The organism is Georgenia muralis, from assembly GCF_003814705.1.
Lineage (GTDB): Bacteria > Actinomycetota > Actinomycetes > Actinomycetales > Actinomycetaceae > Georgenia > Georgenia muralis.
Map to the genome: position 1 here is coordinate 1,740,532 of NZ_RKRA01000001.1, position 20,932 is coordinate 1,761,463.

Genomic DNA, 20,932 nt, shown 5'->3' on the forward strand with positions numbered 1-20,932 from the left:
AGCCCGGCGGTCCGTGCGCCGGGCCGCCGGCCGCCGGCGCCGCGAGGGACGGAGCCTCTCACGGCAGCGTGAAGCCGGCGTCGGCCAGGACGGTCCGGCCGGGCTCCCCGGTGACGGCGTCGAGCCACAGCGCGGCGAGCTCGGCGTCGCCGCCGATCACCGCCGCGGCCGGGTAGCGGTTGAGCACGTCCGTCGAGCCGGGGACGTCGACCACGTCGACGGCCCCGCCGGCCCGGCGGGCGTCCGTGGCGTAGACGACCCCGGCATCCGCCTGCCCGGAGGTGACCTTGCCGAGGACGTCGGTGACGGCGGACTCCTCGCTCACCGGAGCCAGGGTGACGCCGTTGCGCCGGGCCAGCTCGGCCGCGGCGGTCCCGCACGGCACCAGGGGTGCGCAGACGACGAGCGCGGCACCGTCGAGGTCGTCGAGGCCGGTGACCCCCGCCGGGTTGCCGGTCGGCACCACGAGCACGGGGGAGTTCTCGGCCACCACCACGGGGGCGGTGACGGCGCCGTCGTCCTCGGCCCGGGTCATCGTCGTCTCGTCGGCGGTCATGAGCACGTCGGCCGGGGCGCCGGCGAGAACCTGGGCCACGAGGTCGGCCGACCCGCCGAAGGAGAGCGTGACCTCGACCGACGGGTGGGCCGCCTCGACGGCCGCGGCCAGCTCCTCCACGACCTCGCTCAGTGAGGCGGCCGCGAGGACGACGAGCTCTCCGCCCGCCTCACCGCTGCTGCGCGCAGTGCCGGCGGATGGCCCGCCCGCGCCGGCGCCGTCGCTCCCGCCGCCCGTGCAGCCCGCCAGCGCGGCCAGCACCGCGACGAGCAGGGCACCGGCGCGGTGGTGCAGCCTCACGCGGGGCGCCCGGCGGTGCTTCCTCACGCGTGCCCCGGCACGGTCTCGACGATGACGTTGGTGGCCTTGACCACGGCCGTCGCGGTGGAGCCGGGCTCGAGGCCGAGCTCGGCGGCGGCCTCCGCGCTCATGAGCGAGACCACCCGGAACGGCCCGCACTGCAACTCCACCTGGGCCATCACCGTGTCGGCGACGACGCGCGTGACGAGGCCGGTGAAGCTGTTGCGCGCCGAGCGGCTCACCCCCGCGTCCCCGGCGGGCTGGGCGGCCAGCTGCTGGGCATGCCGCGCGAGCTCGGCACCGTCGACGGTCTTCCGGCCCGCGGTGTCCGCACGCGCCGTCAGCCGACCGTCGTCGACCCAGCGGCGGACGGTGTCGTCGCTGACCCCGAGCAGCCGGGCAGCGTCAGAGATCCGGTAGTGCGGCACAAAGAGGAGAGTACTGCCGCAGATGCGGTACCACTGGCGGTTCCTTGCCGCCGGCGCGGAGGTGTGCGCGGGTGCTGGTGCGGGGGTGTGCGGACTCGGCTCCGCGCCGGCGGGGGTGTGGGCGCTAGTTCCGCGTGCTCGTCGGGCGGTTCCGGCCGCCGGGACGGGTCGAGGGCTCCCAGCCACGGCGCGGGTCCCGGGTGGTGTTCCCGGCCTCGCGGGAGCGGTAGACGATGTACGGCCGCGTCGAGTACTGCACCGGCGCCGAGAAGGCATGCACCAGCCGGGTGAACGGCCACACGAGGAACAGCAGGAACGCGGCCGTGATGTGCATCTTGAACGGCAGCGGCACGTCCGCCATGAGCTCGGGCTGCGGCTGGAAGTACAGCAGCGAGCGCAGCCAGGGGGAGATGGTCTCCCGGTAGTCGTAGCCGTACCCGTCGCCGAGGAGCTGCAGCTGCACGGTCGCCCAGGTGCCGAGAAGGATCGGCAGGGCCAGGAGGACGTACATGGTCTTGTCCACCCGCGTCGTCGCGAGGAACACCGGGCCGGTGCGGCGGCGGCGGTAGATGAGGATCGCCAGTCCGACGATGGTCATCACCGCGGCCACGGACCCCATGTAGGTGGCGATCCAGTGGTACCACGTCTCGTTGAAGCCGACGGCCTCGGTGACGTCCTTGGGGATGAGGAGGCCCATGAAGTGCCCGAGCCCGACGAAGATGATCCCGAAGTGGAACAGCGGTGAGCCCAGCCGCAGGATCGTGTGCTCGTAGAGCTCGGAGGAGCGCGTGGTCCAGCCGTACTTGTCGTAGCGGTACCGCCAGATCATGCCCACGACGAAGACCGCCATGGAGACGTACGGGAAGACCACCCACAGGAGGATCTCGGTGGCACTCATGCCCTCACCCCTTCGTGACTCGCCCCGCCCGGGGCGAACGGCTCCAACGGTCCGAGCGCGCTGAGCCCGACCATCTCGGTCGGCGGCCCGGCGGTGATGAGCTGGAGGAAGCGGTCCTCCACGTCGGGCGTCGGCCGGGGCAGCACCATGCACACCGCCTCGACGGCGGCGGCGTACGGGCTCGCCAGCGACGTCAGGGCCGAGCGCAGCACCTCCAGCCCCTCGCGGTGCGCGGCGAGCAGCGACGTGCCGATCTCGGCGTCGCCCACGGCGGCGAACTCCAGCGTGATCGGGAGGAAGTCGGGCAGCTCGTCGCGGTCGACCTCCCAGCCGCCGGCCCGGTAGGCCTCGACGAAGCGCACGAGCGCGCTGCCGCGGCGGCGGGTGTCGCCGGTGTGGAAGTAGGACAGGTACATCGAGCACTTCCGCCTGAGGTCGAACGTGGCCACGTAGTGCCGGGCCGCGGCGTCGCCCTCGCTGCCCAGGAGGTGCTCGGCGACGGTCAGGAGGCGCTCGCGCACCTGCGGCGGCAGGTCGGCGACGCCGTCGCGGACCGCCGCGACACGGCTCGGCTGGTCCGCGCCGGGATAGTCCAGCAGGACCGACGCGGCCATGAACGTCACCGCCCGCTGCTCGGGACTGACCGCCACTGTCGGCAGCCGCGGGAGCGCCGGGACGCGCGCGGGGCCGCTCATCGCCGGTCCTCCGGCTGGTCGGGGCCCACCTCGGGCTCCTCGGGCCGGGCGTCGGTGGCGCGGGTGCCACCCGCCTCGTGGAGCGGGTCGCCGCCGGCGTGCGGGGCGTCGGGCCCGGAGCCGGGCGCGGCCTCCGGGTCGGTGACCTCGAGGCTGCGCGGGTCCCGGCCGGTCTGGACGTCCGGCGGGAAGAGCCCGTCGGTGCCGCCGCGGCCGTCCCAGTTGAGGAGGTTGACCCTCGAGCCGCCGGTGGGCACGTTCGGGGAGTCCGCGGTCTGCCGCTCCTTGAGGGCGTGGAAGGTCTCCACGCTCACTGGTGTCGGGTGACCCGAGGAGGTGCCGAACGGCCCCTGGCCGCCCATGCCCGGCCCGCCGTCGAAGTCCAGCGAGCAGGCCATCTCCTCCAGCCCGCGGGCGATCTCCGCGTGCGTGGTGGGGATGACGTAGCGGTCCTCGTACTTGGCGATCGCGAGGAGCCGGTACATCTCCTCGACCTGGGCGCCGGTCATGCCGACGGCCGCGGCGATCTCCTCGTCGCCCGGGTCGCCCATGTTGATGTCGCGCATGTAGGAGCGCATCGCCGCCAGGCGCCGCAGCACCCGCTCCACCGGTGCGGTGTCCCCGGCGGTGAACAGCTCGGCGAGGTACTCCATGGGGATGCGCATGGTCGAGATGGCGGTGAGCAGGGTCCGCGCGTCCTCGCCGTCGTTGCCCGAGCCGGTGACGACGTCGACGACCGGGCTGAGCGGCGGGATGTACCAGACCATCGGCAGGGTCCGGTACTCCGGGTGCAGGGGCAGGGCCACCTCGTACTCGGAGATGAGCTTCCAGATCGGGCTGGCCTGGGCGGCGTCCACCCAGTCGCGGGGGATCCCCTCGCGCTCGGCCGCGTCGATGACCGCGGGGTCGAACGGGTCGAGGAAGACCGAGCGCTGCGCGGCCAGGAGGTCGTGCTCGTCCTCGACGGCGGCCGCCTCGCCCACCCGGTCCGCGTCGTAGAGGACCAGGCCGATGTAGCGCAGCCGCCCCACGCAGGTCTCCGAGCACACCGTCGGCAGGCCCACCTCGATGCGTGGGTAGCACATCGTGCACTTCTCGGCCTTGCCGGTCTTGTGGTTGAAGTAGACCTTCTTGTACGGGCAGCCGGTCACGCACATGCGCCACCCGCGGCACTGGTCCTGGTCGACCAGGACGATGCCGTCCTCGGCCCGCTTGTACATTGCCCCCGAGGGGCACGACGCCACGCAGGACGGGTTGAGGCAGTGCTCGCAGATCCGCGGCAGGTAGAACATGAAGGTCTTCTCGAACTCCATGTGGACCTGCTCGTTCATCTTCTTGAGGATCGGGTCCATCACGGCGATCTCCTGCGAGCCGCCGAGGTCGTCGTCCCAGTTGGCCGACCAGGTGATGGCCGTGTCCTCGCCGGTGAGGAGCGACTTGGGCCGGGCCACCGGGGTGGTGCGCTGGTTCGCCGGGGCGGACAGGAGCATGTCGTAGTCGTACGTCCACGGCTCGTAGTAGTCGTAGATCGTGGGCATCTTGGGGTTGGAGAAGATCGTCGCGAGCTTCTTCAGCCGCCCGCCGGCGCGCAGCTTGAGCTTGCCCCGCTTCGTCCGGACCCAGCCGCCCCCCCAGCGCTCCTGGTCCTGGTAGGTGCGGGGGTAGCCCAGGCCGGGCCGGGTCTCGACGTTGTTGAACCACACGTACTCGGTGCCGGTGCGGTTGGTCCAGGCCTGCTTGCACGTCACCGAGCACGTGTGGCACCCGATGCACTTGTCGAGGTTCATCACCATCGACACCTGCGCCATGACCTTCATCAGTACTCGACCTCCTGGCTGCGACGGCGGATGACCGTCACCTCGTCGCGCTGGTTGCCCGTCGGGCCGGTGTAGTTGAACGCGTAGGACAGCTGGGCGTAGCCCCCGATGAGGTGGCTGGGCTTGAGCAGGACCCTCGTGAGGGAGTTGTGGATGCCGCCGCGCCGCCCGGAGGTCTCCGTGCGGGGCACGTCGATGGTCCGGTCGGTGGCGTGGTGCATGTACACCGTGCCCTCGGGCATGCGGTGGGAGACCACCGCGCGGGCGACCACGACGCCGTTGCGGTTGTACGCCTCGATCCACTCGTTGTCCTTGACGCCGACCTTGGCGGCGTCCTGCGGGGACATCCAGATGTTCGGCCCGCCCCGGGAGAGGGAGAGCATGAAGAGGTTGTCCTGGTACTCGGAGTGGATCGACCACTTCGAGTGCGGGGTCAGGTAGCGCACCGCGACCTCGGCGAGACCGGCCGAGCCGTCGGTCGCGTCGGCGCCCCCGGTGGTCATCGCGCCCGGGACGGCGTCACCGAAGAGCCGGTGCATGTCCAGCGGCGGCCGGAACACCGGCAGGTTCTCCCCGATCTCGCTCATCCAGTCGTGGTCGAGGTAGTAGTGCTGCCGTCCGGTCAGGGTGTGCCAGGGCTTGAGCCGTTCGACGTTGACGACGAACGCGGAGTACCGCCGTCCGCCGTGCTCGGAGCCGGACCACTCCGGCGAGGTCACGACCGACTGGGGCCGGGACTGGACGTCGGCGAAGGTGATCCGGGTGCCCGCGTGGTCGCTGGAGAGGTCCGCGAGCCGGGTGCCGGTGCGTTTCTCCATGAACTCGAACCCCTGGGTGGCCAGGCGCCCGTTGGTGGTGCCGGAGAAGGCGAGGATCATCTCGCAGGCCTTGGTGTCCTTGTCGAGCAGGGGCCGCCCGGCGGCGACGCCCGACGTCGCGCGCCCGTTCTTGTCCCCGAGGGCCTGCACCTCCTCGGTGGGGTCGAACGAGACGCCCTTGGTGGCCATGCCGATCGTGTCGGTGAGCGGCCCCAGGGCGTTGAACTTCTCCAGGATGTTGGGGTAGTCGCGCTCGACGACGACGAGCTTGGGCATCGTCACCCCGGGCGTGGGCGGGAGCTGGTCCATCGCGGCGACCGCGCCGTGCGGGGTGGCGAGCTCGTCGGGGGTGTCGTGGGCCAGCGGCGCGGCGATCACGTCCCTGCGCACGCCGAGGTGGCCGTGGCTGAGCTCGCCCACCCGCCGCGCGAGCGACTGGAAGATGGCGTAGTCCGTGCGGGTCTGCCAGGGCGGGTTGATCGCCGGGGTGAACGCGTGCACGAAGGGGTGCATGTCGGTGGAGTTGAGGTCGTACTTCTCGTACCAGGTCGCCGCCGGCAGCACGACGTCGGAGAACAGCGTCGTCGAGGTGTTGCGGAAGTCGATGGTGGTGAGCAGGTCGACCTTGCCCTCGGGGGCGTCCTCGCGCCAGACCATGTCACGCGGGCGCCGGTCGGGGGTGGACTCGGCGGCGCGGACGGAGGCCTCCGTGCCGAGGAGGTGCTTGAGGAAGTACTCGTTGCCCTTGGACGAGGAGCCGAGGAGGTTCGAGCGCCACACGGTCAGGACGCGGGGGAAGTTCTCCGGGGCGTCGGGGTCCTCGACGGCGTAGTGCAGCCGGCCGGCCGCGAGCTCGTCGACGATGTGGGCGGGGACCTCCTTGCCGGCCGCGGCGGCCTCGTCCGTGAGATCGAGCGGGTTGCGGTCGAACGTCGGGTAGGAGGGCATCCAGCCGCGCCTGCTGGCCTCGACGAGCGTGTCCGCCGTCGTCCGGCCGGCGAACGCGCCCGTCGCGAGCGGCGAGGCGAGGGAGTCGGCGGGCAGGCCGTCGTATCGCCACTGGTCGGTGGCCAGGTACCAGAACGCCGTCGCGATCATCTGCCGGGCCGGGCGCTGCCAGTCCAGCGAGAACGCGTACTGCGACCAGCCCGTGATCGGCCGGACCTTCTCCTGGCCGACGTAGTGCGCCCAGCCACCGCCGTTGACGCCCTGGCAGCCGGTCATCGTCACCAGGGCGAGGAAGGTGCGGTAGATCGTGTCGGAGTGGAACCAGTGGTTGGTCCCGGCGCCCATGACGATCATGGACCGGCCCTGGGAGCGCACGGCGTTGTCGGCGAACTCCCGCCCGATGCGGGTCGCGGCCACCGCCGGGACGCCGGTGATCTCCTCCTGCCAGGCCGGGGTGCCCGGGGTGGAGGCGTCGTCGTAGCCGGTGGGCCACTGCCCCGGCAGACCCGGCCGGGCGACGCCGTACTGGGCCAGGAGCAGGTCGTAGACGGTGGTGACGAGCCGCCCGCCGACCCGCCGGGCGGGGACGCCGCGGCGCAGGACGCCCGCCCCGCCGAGGTGGGCGCCGGTCTCCGAGCCGGGCTCGGGGGTGAGGTCGAAGCGGGGCAGGTCGACGGCGACCGGCTCGGAGCCGGCGATGTCGGCCAGCGACAGCAGCGGGTCGGTCTCCCCGAGGTCGAGGTTCCACCGACCGGCTCCCTCGGGGCCGAAGCGGTCCCCGAGCGTGCCGTTGGGGACGACGGGGGTGCCGGCGGCGTCGAGGAGGACGGTGCGGAAGTCCGGGTGGGCGCCGTCGGCGAGGTGGCCGTGCTCGGCGTCGCCGGCGAGGTCGGCGGCGGTGAGGAACTTGCCCGGCACGTAGGCGCCGTCGCGTTCGTCGAGGCTGACGAGGAAGGGGGAGTCGGTGTAGCGCTTCATGTACTCCACGAAGCGCGGGGTGCGGTCGCGGACGTGGAACTCGCTGAGGATGACGTGGCCCATCGCCATGGCCAGGGCGCCGTCGGTGCCCGGGTGCACGGCGAGCCACTCGTCGGCGAACTTGGTGTTGTCGGCGTAGTCGGGGGAGACCGCGACCACCTTCTGACCGCGGTAGCGGGCCTCGACCATGAAGTGGGCGTCGGGGGTGCGGGTGACCGGGAGGTTCGAGCCCCACATGATGAGGTAGCCGGCGTTGAACCAGTCCGCGGACTCCGGCACGTCCGTCTGGTCACCGAAGACCTGGGGGGACGCCACGGGCAGGTCGGCGTACCAGTCGTAGAAGGACAGCATCGAGCCGCCCATGAGGGAGTAGAACCGGGACCCGGCGCCGTAGGAGACCATCGACATCGCGGGGATGACGGTGAAGCCGGCCATCCGGTCCGGGCCGTAGGCCTTGGTGGTGTAGACGTGGGCGGCGGCGACGAGCTCCTCGACCTCCTGCCACGTCGCCCGCACGAGTCCGCCCTTGCCGCGGGCCGCCTTGTACTGCCGGGACCGCTCCGGGTCCTCGACGATGTCGCCCCACGCGAGCACCGGGTCGCCCAGGCGGGCCCGGGCCTCGCGGTACATCGTCAGCAGCGTCGAGCGGACGTACGGGTAGCGGATCCGGGTGGGGGAGTAGGTGTACCAGGAGAAGGCGGCGCCGCGCGGGCAGCCGCGGGGCTCGTACTCGGGTGAGTTCGGCCCGACCGTGGGGTAGTCGGTCTGCTGGGACTCCCAGGTGATGATCCCGTCCTTGACGTACACCTTCCACGAGCACGACCCGGTGCAGTTGACCCCGTGCGTGGAGCGGACCACCTTGTCGTGGGACCACCGGTCGCGGTAGAACGCGTCGCCCTCGCGCCCGCCGGTGAGGAAGAGCTGGCGCAGGTCCTCCGAGGCCTCCCCCCGCCGCAGGAACGTGCCGAGCCTGAGCAGCGGGTTGGTCTCCCGGTCGGTGGCGGGTCCTCGGGGCGTCGTTGCCGTCATGTCTGGCGTCCTTCCAGGGCTGCGGTGGGGGTCGCGCCGGTGTCGGTCTCGCGGTGGGTCTCGTCGGTGTGTCTGTCGGTGGGTCTCGTCGTCGTCAGCCGTGCGCGTTGCGGCGCACCGGCCACCAGGTGAAGGCGGCGACGCCGAACGCCGTCGCCGCGAGCAGGAGCAGGCCGCCGGTGTAGTCGCCGGTGGTGCTGTAGAAGGCGCCCATGACCAGCGGCGGGAAGAACCCGCCCAGGCCGCCGGCGGCCCCCACGACACCGGTGACCGACCCGACCTTCTCCGGGGGAGCGACCCTGGCCACGAGCGCGAAACAGGCGCCCGCGGCCGAGCCGAGCATGATGCCCATGGTGAGGAACGCGATGCTGCCGAGCGGCATGAGGGCGAGCTCGGCGGCCGCCACGAGGGCCATCACACCGGTGATGACGAAGTTGACCACCAGCACCGGGATGGGGTGGAACCTGTCCGAGAGCCAGCCGCCGACGGGCCTCGCGAGGACGGCGAGGACCACGAACCCGGCGGTGCGCAGCGCGGCGTCGGCCCGCTCGAGGCCGTAGGCGTTGACGAGGTAGGTGGGCAGGTAGACGCTGAAGGCGACGAATCCGCCGAAGCCCATCGCGTAGATCAGCGAGAGCTCGAGCGTGGAGGGCAGCCTCAGCGTCGCCCACGTGCGGGCGACGAGCGAGCCGGCCGGCCGGCTCAGCCCCGGTGCGTCCCGGATGAGGGCGCGCGCCGCCACGGCGTAGGCGACGAGCAGGACCGACACGAGGATGAACGGCGCCGGGAGACCGAACGCGTCGGCGATGCCCACGGTGGTGAACGAGGCGACGGCGGTGCCGACGGTGCCCATGCCGAAGATGCCCAGCGCCATCCCGCGCCGCTCCGGCGGGAACCAGCGGTTGACGAACGGGATGCCGATGGCGAACGTGGTGCCGCCCAGACCCAGGAAGAACCCGCCGATGAGGAGCGTGACGAAGCTGCGCGCCACCAGGCCGGTGAAGAGCGTGGGCAGCACGGTCAGCAGGGTGACCACGGGGAACATCGTCCGGGCGCCGAACCGGTCGGTGAGGGCGCCGACCGGGATCCGCCCGAGGGAGCCCACGATGACGGGGACGGCGACGGCGGCGGAGACCTGCACGGCGCTCAGCTGCAGCTCGTCGCCGTAGGTGGAGCCGAGCGGGCCGATGAGCGCCCAGGCCCAGAAGTTGAGCATGAAGCCCAGCGTCGCCATGAACAGCATGAGGTTGGCCCGGCCTGGGTCACCCGCCGGCCTGGCGCCCGCCGTGCGGGCGGGATCGGGTGAGCTGGGTGCCGTCACAGAGACCTCCGGATGGTCGGCTCATGCGGTTCCCGCCACACGCTAGCGGCGCGGAGGGCGGAGAGCCATAGGCGTCCTGGCTGTGCGCCGACACGCTGCGCGGAATGACGGAACCCTCGCACGGGGCACCTCCGGATCCTCCGCGGCCTGGTCGGACGGGGCGCCGACGTGCGGTTTTGCAGACGCCTGGCAGTGATTATGCACGGACCCGACCGGTTGTGAAACCGGCGAGGGCGTGTCCTGTTTTATGTGACGGGCGCCTTTTCTAAATCATTCAACCAGGCCATTTTTCCCGGAATTCTTACAGCGCCTCGGGCGGTCCGGGACGAGGTCGGAGCGACGTCGGCGGAGACGCTCACCCGGCCCCACGTCCCGCTACGGTGTCCCGGTGGACCATCACGACGGCGAGCGGCCGGGCTCTCGGCCGGCAGGCCGGACCGCCGGGGTGGCAGCGGCCGGGGCGGCAGCGGCCGCCGGCCCGCCGCCGTCGACCGTGCGCGGTGCGGTCGTCACCGTCTCGGACCGGTGCGCACGAGGCGAGGCCGAGGACACCTCCGGACCGCTGGCCGCGCGGCTGCTGGCCGAGACGGGCGTGCTGGCCGAGGTCACGGTGGTCCCCGACGGCGCCGAGAGCGTCGCCGCCGCGCTCACCGCGGCCCTGGCGGCGGGCGCGCGCGTGGTGCTCACCACCGGGGGCACCGGGGTGGCGCCCCGGGACCGCACCCCGGAGGGGACCCGCCAGGTGCTCGTGCGCGAGCTGCCGGGCATCGCCGAGGCCATCCGTGCCCGTGGTGCGCAGACCGTCCCGGCCGCCGTGCTCACCCGAGGGATCGCCGGCATCGCCGAGGGGGCCGCGGGGGAGGCCCTCGTGGTCAACGCCCCGGGCTCCCCCGGGGGGGTGCGCGACGTGGTCGCGGTGCTCGCCCCGCTGGTCCACCACGTCGTGGACCAGCTCGGGGGCGGCGACCACCCCCGCCCGCCCCAGGGCTGAGTCAGGTCCGCGTGCCGGGTGGTGGCTCGGCGCGGCCGGTCCCGGTCCGCCCCTCGAGCCGGTCGAGGTCGGCCCACGTGTCGACGTCGGCGGCCTCCTCACCCACGGCGCCGACCAGGACGATGTCGAGGTCGCCGAGGAGGCTGCGCACGGAGCGGCCCCGCGCGCCGGCCGGTCCGGCCACCGCCGCCCGGAGCGACGCCGTGCGGTACATGCCGGTGAGCCACTGGACCGATCCTGCCGCGTCGACCAGGCACGCGCCGTCGGGACCGGGCCGTCCGGGCGCGTCCGTCGGGACGGCGGCGGCCGCGGCGCGGAGCCGCCCGAGCGCCGTGCCCGCCCGGGGCGCGTCGCACGCGAGCACCGCCGTCCAGGGCGCGGCGCCGTCCGTCAGGGCCGCGAGGCCTGCGGCGAGGCCGGCCGCGGGGCCGCCGAGCGGCGGGTCCTCGAGGGTGCGCACGACCCCCGGCGGGACGGCGACGTCGTCGGGCGCCACGACGACCACGCGGCGGGCGCCCGCGACGGCGTCCAGGACGTGGTCGAGGAGGCGGCGCCCGGCGAGCTCCACCCCGGGCTTGGAGGCCCCGCCGAGCCGGCGCCCGGTACCGCCCGCGAGCACCACCGCGTCGAACGGCTCGGTGGTCCCGGCGGTGTGGTGACCGGCAGCGTCGTCGCCGGCGGGGCTGGTCCGGGCGTCGCGGGTCATCCTCAGGCCTCGGGCCGGCGCCAGTCCCCGGACCTGCCGCCGGACTTCGCGACCACCTTGATCCCGGTGATCTCCGCGGAGCGGTCCACGCCCTTGACCATGTCCACCACCGCCAGCGCCGCGACGGAGACGGCGGTCATCGCCTCCATCTCGACGCCGGTCCGGTCGGCAGTGCGGACCGTGGCGGTGATGCGGACCCGGTCGGGAGCGAGCTCGAGGTCGACGCTCGCGCCGTGCACGCCGATGGTGTGCGCGAGAGGCAGGAGCTCGGGCGTGCGCTTGGCGGCCGCGATGCCCGCGATGCGGGCGACGGCCAGGACGTCGCCCTTGGGCACGGTGCCCTCACGTAGGGCGGCCATGACCGTGGGGGAGCAGCGCACCTCGCCGACGGCCACCGCCTCGCGCACGGTGGGCTGCTTGCCGGTGACGTCGACCATCCGGGCGTGGCCGGCGTCGTCGAGGTGGGTGAGCTTGGGCGGGGTGGTGGTCACGGCACCATCATGACGCGGACCGCGTCCCCCTCGTGGACCTCCTCGACGTCGTCGCCGACGACCGCGAGGGCGTCCGCGAGCGCCAGGCTGGCCACGAGGTGCGAGCCGGAGCCGCCCGCGGCGGCGGGCCGGACGCGCACGGTCCCGGACGACCCGTCGGGCGCGTCCGACGTCTCCACGACGACGGGGATGTACTGGCGGCGCCCGGCCGGGCACCGCCACCCCTGCGCGGCGACGGCGGCGACCGTGGGGCGCGCGCCGCCGGCCACGAGCGCGCGCATGCGTGTCAGGGCCGGGTGGACGAACACCTGGAAGCTGACGAACACGCTCACGGGGTTCCCGGGCAGCGCGAACAACGGCACCGGGCGCCCGCCGTCGCGCAGGGTGCCGAAGCCCTGGGGCTTGCCCGGCTGCATCGCGACCTTGTCGAAGGCGACGTCGCCGAGGGGAGCCAGGACCTCCTTGACGACGTCGTAGGCGCCGGCGCTGACGCCACCGGTGGTGACGACCGCGTCGACCTCGCCGAGCCGGGCGGCGAGGAGGCCGCGCAGGGCGTCGGGGTCGTCGTCGACCGAGCCGAGGAGCACCGGGACGCCGCCGGACTCGTGCACCATGCCCGCGACGAGGACGGCGTTCGAGTCGGGGATCTGACCGTGGGCGAGCGGCGTGCCGGGGGCCACCAGCTCCGACCCCGTGGAGAGCACGCCGACCCGCACGGGCGGGTGGACGAGGAGCTCGCCGTGACCGGCCGAGGCGGCGGTGGACAGGTCCCGGGCTCGCAGCGGCGTGCCGGCGCGCAGGACGACCGCGCCGCGGGCGACGTCGTCGCCGGCCCGGCGGACGTGCGTCCCCGGGGGGACCGCCCGGCGGACCTCCACGGTCGCCGGGAGGGGGTGGGGACCTGGGGGAACGTCGGTGTCCTCGACCGGCACGACGGCATCCGCGCCGGGGGGCACCGGTGCGCCGGTCATGATCCGCACGGCGGTGCCCGGCCGGACCTCGGGGCGCTCGCCGGACCCGGCTGGGAGGTCGGCGACGACCGCCAGGCGGACCGGGGTGCCGGTGGTGGCGGCACGGACGTCGGCGGCCCGGACCGCGAAGCCGTCCATGGCGGAGTTGTCGAACGGTGGCACCGGGACGACGGCGCGCACGTCCTCGGCCAGGACGCACCCGTGCGCCCCGGCGAGCGGGGTGCGCCGCGGTGCCGCCGGGCCGACGGCGGCGAGCACCCGGTCGAGGTGCTGCTCCACGCTGATCATCGCTCGGTCCTCCGGTCAGTAGGTGGGCAGGGTGGGGTCGACGTCCGCGACCCAGGCCAGGACCCCGCCCCGGACGTTGAGGGCCCGCGCGCCGGCGTCGGTCAGCGCCCGGGCGGCCTGGGCGGAGCGCACCCCGCTGCGGCAGTGCACGAGGAGCTCGCGCGAGACCCCGCCCGGGTGGGCGAGGTCGAGGCGGTGCAGCGCACCCTCGGGGTCGGCCAGCACCTCGCCGAGCGGGATGCCCACGGCGCCGGGGATCGCGACGACGGTCCGCTCCGCGGCCTCGCGGACGTCGAGGAGGACGAAGTCGTCGTCCCCCCGCTCGCGGGCGGCGAGGCGACGGGCGAGGGCGGTGGCGGTGATCTCCGGGCGGTCGGCGGCGTCGTCGGTGGCCGGCCGGGCAGCGCCGGCGGGCAGGGCGCACCAGGCGGCCCCGGTGCTGCCCTCGGGGCTGCCGTTGGGGTCGTACCCGATCTCGGCGCGGGTGCGCGGCGCGGTCCCGGAGGGCCGCGGGCGCAGCGGGAGCTCGGCCCACCGTGCGGTGAGGACGTCGAGGACGAGGACCCGGCCGAGCAGGGTCTCACCGCTGCCGGTGACGAGCTTGACGGCCTCGGCCGCCATGACCGAGCCCACCTGGCCGCACATGGCGCCGAGCACCCCCGCCTCCCCGCACGAGGGTGTCGACCCCGGCGGGGGCGGAGCGGGGAAGAGGTCGCGCAGCGTGGGACCGGCGGGCGTCTCGCCGGTGGCGGGGCCGGAGGCGGTGCGGGCCGACGCAGCCGCCGCGGCGCGCGGCCGGGACCAGAAGACGGAGACCTGGGCGTCGAAGCGCAGGATCGACCCCCACACCAGCGGCACGCCGAGCTCAGCGCACACGTCGTTGACGAGGTAGCGCGTGGGGAAGTTGTCCGTCCCGTCGAGCACGAGGTCGTAGCCGGCGATGATCTCGCGTGCGTTGGTCGCGTCGAGACGCACGTGGTGCCGCTCGACCGTGACGTCGGGGTTGAGCTCGCGCAGGTGCTCGGCCGCTGAGTCCACCTTCGCCCGGCCGACGTCGGCGGCGGCGTGGAGGACCTGGCGCTGGAGGTTCGAGACGTCGACGACGTCGTCGTCGACCACCCCGAGGTGCCCCACCCCCGCCGCCGCGAGGTACAGCAGGGCCGGCGAGCCGAGGCCCCCGGCACCCATGACGAGCACCCGGGCGGCCAGGAGGCGGCGCTGCCCGTCGTCGCCGATCGCGCCGAGCAGGAGGTGGCGCGAGTAGCGCTGGACCTGCTCGCGGGTCAGCGGCGGCCCCGGGTCGACGAGGGGGGACAGGCGCATGGCCTCACTGTAGGCGGCACGCCGTGGGTGGGCCGGGCCCCAGGTCCGCCCGGCCCCCGGACCGGCGCCGGTGGTGACGCCCCCGGGACACCGCGAGTGATTCGTCGGTGGCTGCAGGACACCGATTCATGCATGCACCACCCGATCTCGAGAGATCCCTTCGTCGCCAAGTGAGCGTGGTGTACCGGGATCGTTGGGCGACGAAGGGATCGCTCGGCGACGAAGGGATCGCTCGCGCGGCTACGGAGGGATCACTGGGTGGTGTGGGCGCCGTCACCGTGGCACCCCCGGGTGCGACGAGCGCCACCCTCGCACGACTAGATGCATGCTGCATGTACCTGTAACGTCAGAAGGGTGTCCGAATCTCGTCGCCCTGAGGCCTCCGCCCGCGTCCTCGACCAGATCGCTGCGCTCGGCCGGCGCAGCCGCACGAGCTCGGTGCTGGTCGCCCAGCTCTTCGGGCTGCACGCCACCCAGGTCCAGCTCCTCTTCGCCCTCCACCGCGCCTCCGAGTGCCGGGTCGCCAGCCTCGCCGAGGTCCAGATGGTCGACCCCTCCGTGGCGAGCCGGCAGGCGGCCGTGCTGGAGAAGGCGGGTCTCATCGCCCGCCGCCCCGACCCCGAGGACGGCCGTGCGTCGCTCGTCTCCCTCACCGACGCCGGGCGGGCCCGGGTTGCCGAGCTGCGTGCCCTGCACGTCCGGGCGGTCGGCGAGGCGCTGAGCACCTGGCCGGTCGAGCGGATCGAGCGCCTCGCGGGCGACCTCGCGGACCTCGTGGCCGTCTCGGGCGAGGTCTACGCCCGTCTCGCCGACGGGCAGGCAGACGGAAGTGCGGCCCGGGCGCCGGTGACGGGCCCGGACGCCCGCGTCCAGGCCGAGGTCGACGCACCGACCGCGGGGGTGGGCGCGTGAGCCGGGCGCTGACCGAGCGGCGGGCCTACGCCGGGATGGCGCCCGCCGAGGCTCTCGCCGCGCACGAGGCCCACCGCGACATCCTCAAGGTCCTCACCGGGCTGCTCCTGGCGATGTTCGTGGGCAACATGTCCGCGACCATCGTCGGCAACGCGCTGCCGGTCATCGTCGGGGAGATCGGCGGCACCCAGCAGCAGTACACCTGGATCGTCACCTCGACGATCCTCGCCTCGACGGCCGTGACCCCGATCGCGGGCAAGCTCGCGGACCTCTACGACAAGAAGAGGCTGCTCCTCGCCTCGATGGTGGTCTTCCTCGCCGGCTCGGTGCTCGCGGGCCTGTCGACCTCGGCGGGCATGCTCATCGCCGTCCGGGTCGTCCAGGGCGTGGGGATGGGGGCCAACATGGTCCTCACCCAGATCATCATCGCCTCCCTCATCCCGCCGCGGCAGCGCGGCCGGTACAACGGCTACCTGGGCGCGGTGATCGCCGCGGCGACCGTCTCCGGCCCGCTCGTCGGCGGCATCATCGTCGACACCCCCTGGCTGGGCTGGCGGTGGACCTTCTGGGTGGCGGTGCCCTTCGTCCTCATCGCCCTGGCCGTCCTCACCCGGTCCCTCCACGTGCCCGGCGGCGGGCGCCCCGGTGCCCGCGTGGACTGGCTGGGGGCGGCGCTGATCTCCCTCTCCGCCACCCTGGTGCTGCTCTGGGTCTCCTTCGCCGACCACGAGTTCGACTGGATCTCCTGGCAGACCGGCGCCCTCCTCGGGGCGGCCCTCCTGACCGCCGTCGCCTTCGTCCTGGTCGAGCGCCGCGCCCCCGAGCCGGTGGTGCCGCTGTCGATCCTCACCGCCCGCACGACGGCGCTCGCGGTGGTCGCGAGCCTCGCGGTCGGCACGGTGATGTTCGGCTCCAACGTCTTCCTCGGCCAGTACTTCCAGATCGGCCGCGGGTACTCCCCGACGGTCGCCGGCTGGCTGGGCCTGCCGCTCATGCTCGGGCTGCTGGTCTCCTCCACGGTCGCCGGCAACCTCGTCACCCGCACCGGGCGCTGGAGGCCCGCGGTGGTCGGGGGAGTCGGGCTGCTCACCGTCGGCATCGGCCTCATGGCCACCGTCGGCTCGACCACCCCGGTCCCCCTGGTCGCCCTCTACCTCCTCGTCGCGGGCGTCGGCCTCGGCGCCTCCATGCAGAACCTCGTCCTGGCCGTGCAGAACACCGTCGAACTGGGCGACGTCGGGGCGGCGACGGCGGTCGTGACCTTCTTCCGCACGCTCGGCGGCGCGGTCGGCATCCAGGTGCTCGGCGCCGTCTACGCCCAGCGGGTGACGGCGCTGACCCTCGACGGCGCGGCCGACGCAGGGGTCGACGCCGCCGGCACCGACGCCGCGACCGCCTCGCTGGACCTCGGGGCGCTGCCCGCCGCGATGGCGGACCTCGTCCGCGGGGCATACGGCGACGCCATCGGCTCGGTCTTCGCCGTCGCCGGGCTCGTGAGCCTGCTGGCGTTCGTCGCGACGCTCCTCATGCGGGGGTCGACGTTGCGCAGCACCTGGGCGACCGCGGGGCCGTCGGCCGCGGCGGAGCGGCGCACTGTCAGCGACCCTCTGCCGCCCGGGCGTCCATGAGGACCGCCGCGAGGTCCTGACGCCCGTGGGCGCCGGTCTTGCGGTAGACCGACGCCAGGTAGTTGTCCACGGTGCGCACCGACAGCACGAGCCGTTCGGCGATGTCCCGTGACGACGCCCCCGCCCTCGCCATGAGCGCGACCTCCCGCTCGCGGCTCGTCAGGGGGTCGCGGGTGCGGACCAGGGCCGGCGTCGCGGCGTAGCCGGTGCGCTCGAGGTGGGCCGCCGCGAGGGCGTTGGCCCGGCCGGCGTCGCGTGGGTTGCCGGCTCGCCGGGCGAGCTCCGCAGCCTGCGCCAGCGCCTCCGCGGCCCAGAGCGGCAGGCCCGCCCGGGCGAGTTCGGCGGCGACACCCTCGAGGGCCGCCCGGTCCTCCGCGGCGAGCGCTCGCGCGTGGCGCACCCGCAGCCGCAGCAGCGGGGCGTCCCGGCCCTGGGCGAGGCGTTCGAGCGGGGCGAGGACGGTCCGGGCGTCGCCGATCCGTACGGCGACGTGGAGCTGTGCACCCGCCCAGACGAGGTGGGAGTCGGCCGCCTCGGCCGCGTGGCCCAGGGCGAGCTCGGTCGCCCTGGTCACCTCGCCCCGGGCGGCTGCGACCCAGATCTCCGCGTGGTGGACGAGGGTGCGGGTGCGCAGGTCGGTGGGCGGCACGGCTCCGAGCTGGTCGAGATACCCCTGAGCCCGGTCGGGGGCGCCGAGCTGCGCCGCGCTGCGGGCGGCGACGGCCAGGGCGACGCCCCGGACCCCGAGCGGGTCCAGGGCCTCCAGCCGGCGGGCCGCCTCCTGGGCCAGCGCCTCGGACTCGGTGAGGTGGCCCTGCTCGCACAGGGCCCAGGCGAGGCCGTTCGTCCAGGTGCCGATGGATGCCGGCACCCCCCCGGCCGTGGCGGTGGCGAAGCCCCGTCGCGCCACGGCGGCGGCCTCGTCCAGGCGGGCCGCCTCCATGAGCACCATGACGTGGTTGAGGCCCGCCTGGTCCCGCGCCTGGGGCCGCTCGCGGTGCAGCTCCTCGGCGAGGGCCACGGCCCGCCCGGACTCGGCGGTGGCGGTCGTGAGGTCGCCCAGGAGCGTGCGGGCGATGACCGACGCGATGAGGACGTCGAGGAGCGTCACCGGCCGCGGGTCCGGTCGGGCGAGCACCTGCTCGCAGGCCGCCAGGGCAGCCGTCATGTCGCCGCGGAAGATGGCGGCGAGCGCCATGGCCGCGTCGAGCCGGTCCTGGGCGTCCGCATCGGTGACCACCGCGCGGGCGCTCTCCACCGCCGACATCGCCAGGTGGGGCTCGCCGCGCACGAACATGTCGTTCGTGAATCGCAGCAGGGTCGCCTCCGTGAGCTCGTCGTCGTCGGCGGCCCCCGCGCACGCGGCCGCGAGCGCCGCCTCGGCCTCCGCGCCGTGCCCCAGCCGCAGGAGGGTGTCGCCCCGCAGGAGCAGCGCGGGTGTGCTGCCGCCCCGCCGGACCGCCTCCTCCGCGAGCGCCGCCGCCCGCGCGAGGTCACCCGCGGCGAGCACCTCGCGGGCGGCCGTGAGGAACACCGCAGGAGGCCCCTCGCGCCCCGAGCGCTGCCACAGCTCGGCGACGGCGACGGGATCGGTGATCTGCGCGGTCCCGTCGAGGTCCAGCAGCTCGCGGGCCAGACGCACGAGCCGGGTCTGGGAGGCGACCGAGCGGACCATGGCCGCAGCCAGCGGGTGCACGAGCGTGACCCGGCGTCCGTGGTCGGCCTCGACGCGGACCGCCCCGGCCTCCTCCAGGGCCTGGAGGGTCTCGAGGTCGGTGAGGTGGGCGAGGACCTCGAGGGGCAGCCCCCCGGTCAGCGCCAGGGCCTCGACCGCCCGGCGGGGCACCTCGCCCACCTGCACCAGGTCCTGGCCCGCGAGCTCGGCCAGGCGCGGCGTGACGGCCGGGACCGCGCGCAGGTGCCAGCGGCCGTCCACCAGGTCGAGCAGGTCCTGGGACCGGGCGGCCTCCACGAGCTCGCGCAGCAGCAGCGGCCTGCCGTCGGCGAGGTCGCAGAGCCGCCCCGCGGACTCCGGGTCGAGCGGTCCTCCCAGGGCGGCCGCGAGGACGTCGGTGCTCGCCGCCCGGTCCAGCGGACCGAGCTCCAGGCGCAGCGCGCCGTCGTCCTTCCACAGCAGCGTCAGTGCGGCGGGGACCGGGGCGTCGGCGCGCACGGTGAGCAGGCTCGAGACGCCCGGCACGGACGCGAGCTGGCGCACCACGAGCAGCGAGCCCTCGTCGAGCAGGTGGGCGTCGTCGACGACCAGGAGCACCGGACGCTGGCGCGCCTCGGACCGCAGCAACGAGCGGGCCGCGGCGAGGTCGGCCGTGCCGGCCCCGGGGAGCCCGAGCTGGACGAGGAGCCCGAGCGGGAGGGTGGCCGACCCCGGGGTCGCCGGGCACCAGTGGACCAGGCCGCCGGCGGCCTCCCACCGGCGCCTGATCTCCCGGGCGATCCCGGTGCGCCCCGCGCCGGAGAGTCCGTGCACGACGGCCGAACCGCCGGCGCGCAGCTGCCGCTCGAGGGCGCTCACCTCGTCCCGACGACCGCTGACGGGCCACACCATGTCCGGAGACTAGCCAGGCTGAGTAGCGCCGTGGGTGGAATGGAGTAACCGGGTACGGCACCGGTGTGAACGGGGCTGTGGTTGCCTGTGCCCATCGGGGTTCCCTCCCCGTGGGCCTCGTGCCCCGACAGACTGCCCCCGGGTGGCAATTCCCCCCCCTGCGTCACCCGGGGGCATCGGTCGTGCGCGGCGTCGGTGGCGCGGTCGGGCACGGCGTCGGTGGCGCGGTCGGGCACGGCGTCGGTGGCGCGGTCGCGCGTCTGTCCTGGGCCGGCCGGGCGGGTCAGCCGCGCGGCGAGAGGTCCTCGAGCCGGGCGTCCACCCACTCGATCGCCGCCCGGGTGAAGTACTCCCGGGCCGGCGCGGGGGAGAGCGCGAGGTCGTGCAGTCCGCCGGGGACCTGCAGGATCGTCACGTCCGGCCCGATCATCGGCGCCCGGGCGATCATCTGGCGCACGTTCAGCACGACGTCGGAGGAGGACAGGTCCGCCGGCCCCGGCGCCTTGCGGTCCCCGCTGCGCGTGGAGCACGCGAGCAGGACCGGGACGTCGACGTCGAGCCCGGCCGCGACCTCGGCGTGGGCGCGGCGCACCGACCGGATGAAGCCGGCCCGCACCGGGAACCCCTCGTGGGGCTTGAGGGCGAGGTCGAAGTCCCACTCGCCGCCGGTGCCGGCGTGCAGGTGGCGTCCGTAGGCCTGGCCGAGGGCCCCGACCCGCAGACCGGGCAGGCGTGCGCCGACCCGGTCGAGCACGGCGGTGACCGGGCCGCGGGTGACCCACCCGGCGTTGAGGTCGAGCCAGGGCGAGTTGAGCACGAGGGCGTCGACGCCGCCGGGGTGGTCGTGGGCCCACAGCACCGACAGGAGCCCGCCGGTGGAGTGGCCCAGGAGCACGACGTGGCGGGCGCCCGACGCGCGGATCGCGGCGAGGGCGAGGTCGATCTCCTCGTGGTGGACCCGCAGGTCCCGCACGTCGGCGGGGCGGGGGTGGGTGCCCGCGGACCGGCCGGAGCGCCGCAGGTCCAGGGCGTAGAAGTCGTACCCCGCCGCCGTCCACGCCTCGGCGTGGTGGGCCTGGAAGAAGTAGTCGGTGAACCCGTGGAGGTAGAGCACCGCCCGGTCCTGCGCGCCGGCGTCGTCGCGGTGGACGAGCGTGGCCACGTCCGGGGCGGCGGGGTCCTCGCCGCCGTCGGAGGTGCGCAGCGCCAGGGTGCGGGCGAGCCAGGGCTCACCCAGGACGGGGTCGGGACCGGGTTCCGCCGTCATC

The 20,932-nt window shown here is 74.5% G+C and carries 16 protein-coding genes; 3 read left to right on the top strand and 13 right to left on the bottom strand.

Annotated elements, in window-relative coordinates; genetic code table 11:
* Nucleotides 1–58: 58 nt before the first annotated feature.
* The 7 genes from modA to EDD32_RS07730 all read right to left on the bottom strand — a co-directional run bounded on the left by modA (nucleotide 59) and on the right by EDD32_RS07730 (nucleotide 9,788).
* Entirely contained in the window at nucleotides 59–856 is a 798-nt protein-coding gene (gene modA, locus EDD32_RS07700; protein WP_246006039.1) for a molybdate ABC transporter substrate-binding protein, read from the bottom strand.
* 23 nt (nucleotides 857–879) lie between these two features.
* Nucleotides 880–1,284, bottom strand: coding sequence for a TOBE domain-containing protein (locus EDD32_RS07705; RefSeq protein WP_123916378.1), 405 nt, complete (start codon nucleotides 1,282–1,284; stop codon nucleotides 880–882).
* Between the two features lie 124 nt (nucleotides 1,285–1,408).
* Complete coding sequence (gene narI / locus EDD32_RS07710) at nucleotides 1,409–2,182, bottom strand: respiratory nitrate reductase subunit gamma (protein WP_123916380.1); 774 nt, start codon at nucleotides 2,180–2,182, stop codon at nucleotides 1,409–1,411.
* Nucleotides 2,179–2,877, bottom strand: a complete 699-nt coding sequence (gene narJ, locus EDD32_RS07715; protein WP_123916382.1) for a nitrate reductase molybdenum cofactor assembly chaperone — start codon at nucleotides 2,875–2,877, stop codon at nucleotides 2,179–2,181. The genes narI and narJ overlap by 4 nt, the downstream gene beginning before the upstream one ends.
* Nucleotides 2,874–4,694 (bottom strand): nitrate reductase subunit beta, encoded by a 1,821-nt coding sequence (gene narH / locus EDD32_RS07720; protein WP_123916384.1) that lies wholly within the window; start codon nucleotides 4,692–4,694, stop codon nucleotides 2,874–2,876. Before narH ends, narJ begins: the two co-directional genes overlap by 4 nt.
* The gene (locus EDD32_RS07725) at nucleotides 4,694–8,467 is read right to left on the bottom strand and encodes a nitrate reductase subunit alpha (protein WP_123916386.1); all 3,774 of its coding nucleotides are present in this window, start codon (nucleotides 8,465–8,467) and stop codon (nucleotides 4,694–4,696) included. Before EDD32_RS07725 ends, narH begins: the two co-directional genes overlap by 1 nt.
* A 94-nt stretch (nucleotides 8,468–8,561) precedes the next feature.
* Entirely contained in the window at nucleotides 8,562–9,788 is a 1,227-nt protein-coding gene (locus EDD32_RS07730; protein WP_246006040.1) for an MFS transporter, read from the bottom strand.
* A 445-nt stretch (nucleotides 9,789–10,233) separates the two neighbouring features.
* Here EDD32_RS07730 and EDD32_RS07735 point away from each other — a divergent pair, with 445 nt between their 5' ends.
* A complete protein-coding gene (locus EDD32_RS07735) occupies nucleotides 10,234–10,779 on the top strand; it encodes a MogA/MoaB family molybdenum cofactor biosynthesis protein (RefSeq protein ID WP_123920334.1) in 546 nt (181 codons plus the stop codon).
* Nucleotide 10,780: 1 nt separating this feature from the next.
* On the opposite strand, the gene mobA is transcribed toward EDD32_RS07735, so the two are convergent.
* The 4 genes from mobA to moeB are packed head-to-tail and all read right to left on the bottom strand — an operon-like array spanning nucleotide 10,781 to nucleotide 14,558.
* Nucleotides 10,781–11,485 (bottom strand): molybdenum cofactor guanylyltransferase, encoded by a 705-nt coding sequence (gene mobA, locus EDD32_RS07740; RefSeq protein ID WP_123916388.1) that lies wholly within the window; start codon nucleotides 11,483–11,485, stop codon nucleotides 10,781–10,783.
* 2 nt (nucleotides 11,486–11,487) lie between these two features.
* Nucleotides 11,488–11,976: a cyclic pyranopterin monophosphate synthase MoaC gene (gene moaC, locus EDD32_RS07745; RefSeq protein WP_281274865.1), complete on the bottom strand. Its 489-nt coding sequence runs from the start codon at nucleotides 11,974–11,976 to the stop codon at nucleotides 11,488–11,490.
* Nucleotides 11,973–13,235, bottom strand: a complete 1,263-nt coding sequence (locus EDD32_RS07750; RefSeq protein ID WP_123916390.1) for a molybdopterin molybdotransferase MoeA — start codon at nucleotides 13,233–13,235, stop codon at nucleotides 11,973–11,975. Before EDD32_RS07750 ends, moaC begins: the two co-directional genes overlap by 4 nt.
* A gap of 15 nt (nucleotides 13,236–13,250) precedes the next feature.
* Complete coding sequence (gene moeB / locus EDD32_RS07755; RefSeq protein ID WP_123916392.1) at nucleotides 13,251–14,558, bottom strand: molybdopterin-synthase adenylyltransferase MoeB; 1,308 nt, start codon at nucleotides 14,556–14,558, stop codon at nucleotides 13,251–13,253.
* A 354-nt stretch (nucleotides 14,559–14,912) separates the two neighbouring features.
* On the opposite strand from moeB, the gene EDD32_RS07760 reads away from it, so the two are divergent.
* Together EDD32_RS07760 and EDD32_RS07765 are read left to right on the top strand one after the other, a co-directional pair.
* Entirely contained in the window at nucleotides 14,913–15,470 is a 558-nt protein-coding gene (locus tag EDD32_RS07760) for a MarR family winged helix-turn-helix transcriptional regulator (RefSeq protein WP_170175245.1), read from the top strand.
* 35 nt (nucleotides 15,471–15,505) lie between these two features.
* Nucleotides 15,506–17,098, top strand: coding sequence for an MFS transporter (locus EDD32_RS07765; RefSeq protein ID WP_123920338.1), 1,593 nt, complete (start codon nucleotides 15,506–15,508; stop codon nucleotides 17,096–17,098).
* On the opposite strand, the gene EDD32_RS07770 is transcribed toward EDD32_RS07765, so the two are convergent.
* Nucleotides 17,067–19,664, bottom strand: coding sequence for a helix-turn-helix transcriptional regulator (locus EDD32_RS07770; protein WP_123916396.1), 2,598 nt, complete (start codon nucleotides 19,662–19,664; stop codon nucleotides 17,067–17,069). The two genes, EDD32_RS07765 and EDD32_RS07770, sit on opposite strands and share 32 nt — an antisense overlap.
* Nucleotides 19,665–19,947: 283 nt before the next feature.
* On the bottom strand, nucleotides 19,948–20,931 hold the full coding sequence (locus EDD32_RS07775) for an alpha/beta hydrolase (RefSeq protein ID WP_123916398.1): 984 nt from the start codon (nucleotides 20,929–20,931) through the stop codon (nucleotides 19,948–19,950).
* Nucleotide 20,932: the final 1 nt, after the last annotated feature.